At 54.9% G+C, this 2,255-nt stretch carries 1 protein-coding gene and 1 pseudogene; one reads left to right on the forward strand and one right to left on the reverse strand.

Annotated features, from left to right (window positions below; translation table 11 throughout):
* The first annotated feature begins 152 nt into the window (after positions 1-152).
* Entirely contained in the window at positions 153-1,982 is a 1,830-nt protein-coding gene (locus HEQ34_RS14145; protein WP_296201550.1) for a DNA methyltransferase, read from the forward strand.
* A gap of 6 nt (positions 1,983-1,988) precedes the next feature.
* Here HEQ34_RS14145 and HEQ34_RS14150 read toward each other — a convergent pair.
* Positions 1,989-2,255, reverse strand: a pseudogene (locus HEQ34_RS14150) (exodeoxyribonuclease III); the annotation flags it as partial.

Raw genomic sequence — 2,255 nt, forward strand, 5'->3', positions numbered from 1 at the left:
GCGATCCGAAATCGATGATGAGGATGGAGTCGGACGGTTCGCTATGTATTTTGGATTCTGGCATGGTCCGCCGATAGAGATACTGGCGTGCGCTGTCCACACTGTCCTATTTTTCGCTAGCGTAGAAGGCAGTCGCTGTATAGCAAAGGGTCATGACCAACCGGCTCTTTTATGGTGACAATCTCGACGTGTTGCGCGAGCATATCGCGAGCGAGAGTGTTGACCTTGTCTATCTCGACCCGCCGTTCAATTCAAACGCCAATTACAACATCTTATTCAAATCGCCCGCTGGCGTTGGCGCGGACAGTCAGATTGAGGCTTTTGAGGATACGTGGCATTGGAATGAAAAGGCGGAGGCCGCGTTTCACGATGTGATGACGTCCGGCAATACCGATGTTGCCGAACTGCTCCGTGCGATGCGCGGTTTCCTGAAAGAAAATGACATGATGGCGTATCTCGCCATGATGGCGGTGCGGTTGCTTGAACTTCATCGGGTGTTGAAACCGACAGGCAGCCTTTATCTGCACTGCGACCCAACGGCGAGCCATTATCTGAAGCTGTTGCTGGATGGGGTTTTTGGGCCTCGATGTTTCAGAAACGACATTATTTGGAAACGTCGATACGGCTCATTCAGCACGGTCCACGAATCAAAAAAATGGGGTGCCTGCACCGACAACATTTTCTTCTACACGAAATCCGACCTCGCGGCGTTTAGGCCGCAATATAGTTTCAGCGACCCGTCTTATAACTCTTATGTCGAAAAGACATTCAAGCATGTTGATGAACAGGGGCGACGATATCGGATCGCGGACTTAGCAAATCCAGCGCCGCGTCCAAATCTAATGTATGAATACAAAGGATATAAGCCACCAGCCAATGGGTGGGCTATTTCACGCGAGAAGATGGAAAAGTGGGAGGAAGAAGGCCGTTTGCATTTCCCAAAATCACCAGATGGCCGCATTCAGCGGCGGCGCTTTTTCGAGGAGTTGAAGGGTAAACCTGTTCAAAGTCTATGGGATGATGTGGAAATGATATCGTCCCAAGCCCAAGAACGCCTTGGCTACCCCACACAAAAGCCGCTGGCTTTGCTCGAACGCATTATCAATGCATCGTCGAATGAGGGCGATGTTGTGCTCGATCCGTTTTGCGGTTGCGGCACAGCGGTCGATGCGGCGCAAAAGCTGGGACGGCGATGGATCGGCATTGACGTAACACATCTGTCGATTGGCCTCATCGAACGGCGGCTTGTGGACAGATACGGGCCAAATGCATTGGCGAAGGCACCGGGTAAAAATCCTCCCCGTTCCGGGGAGGGGGACCGCCGCGAAGCGGCGGTGGAGGGGGCTCTCCCCACGAGCGACGTTGCAGGCGCAGAGCCCCCTCCGTCATCCACCTTCGCCAAGGCTACGGCGGATGCCACCTCCCCGTTCCAGGGAGGATTAGCGTATGAAGTCATCGGCACCCCCAATGACACCGACAGCGCGTTGAAACTCGCTGCGGACGAACCACACCAGTTCCAATATTGGATTACGCAAGCCATTGGCGGGCAACCGTTTCAGGGCGGGCGCAAGGGTATGGATCGGGGCATTGATGGTTATATTTATTACTCGTCAACGACTGGCACCGATACAAAGGCCGGACCGAAGCAAAGAACAGATGCTGCGATCATTTCAGTCAAAGCAGGCCAGCGCGTCGGTGTCGCCATGGTTCGTGACTTAAAGGGTGTGATGGAGCGCGAGAAGGCAGATATTGGCATATTCATTTGCGTCATTTCTCCAACCCGTGAAATGGAACGTGAGGCGGCTTCGGCAGGCCTATACACCGATGAAGGAACGGGGCGAACCTATCCCCGTCTGCAAATTTACACGCTTGCAGAATATTTTAACGGACTTCGGCCCAAGGTGCCGCTGCTCGACCGGCAGGCCGGATTTAAAAGAGCCGCACCACGCGGCGATGCGGATAAGCAAGGCAGTCTGCTATAGGCGCAGTCAGTCCGCCAGCTCCACCCAAGTCGGCGCATGGTCGCTGGCTTTCTCGCGGCCACGATGCGCCTTGTCGACCCCGCAACTATGGAGGCGGTCGGCGATGGCCGGGCTTAACAAGAGATGGTCGATGCGAAAGCCATGGTCGCGTTGCCATGCGCCGGCTTGAAAATCCCAAAAGGTCCATACCCCGCCTTGCGGATAATGCGTGGCGAGCGCGTCGGTCCAGCCTTGGCCAAGCAATGCGCGATAGGCAGCAATGCTTTCGGGCTG

Origin of the sequence: Sphingorhabdus sp. (assembly GCF_023910635.1) — a bacterium.
In the GTDB taxonomy this organism is placed as follows: Bacteria; Pseudomonadota; Alphaproteobacteria; order Sphingomonadales; family Sphingomonadaceae; genus Sphingorhabdus_B.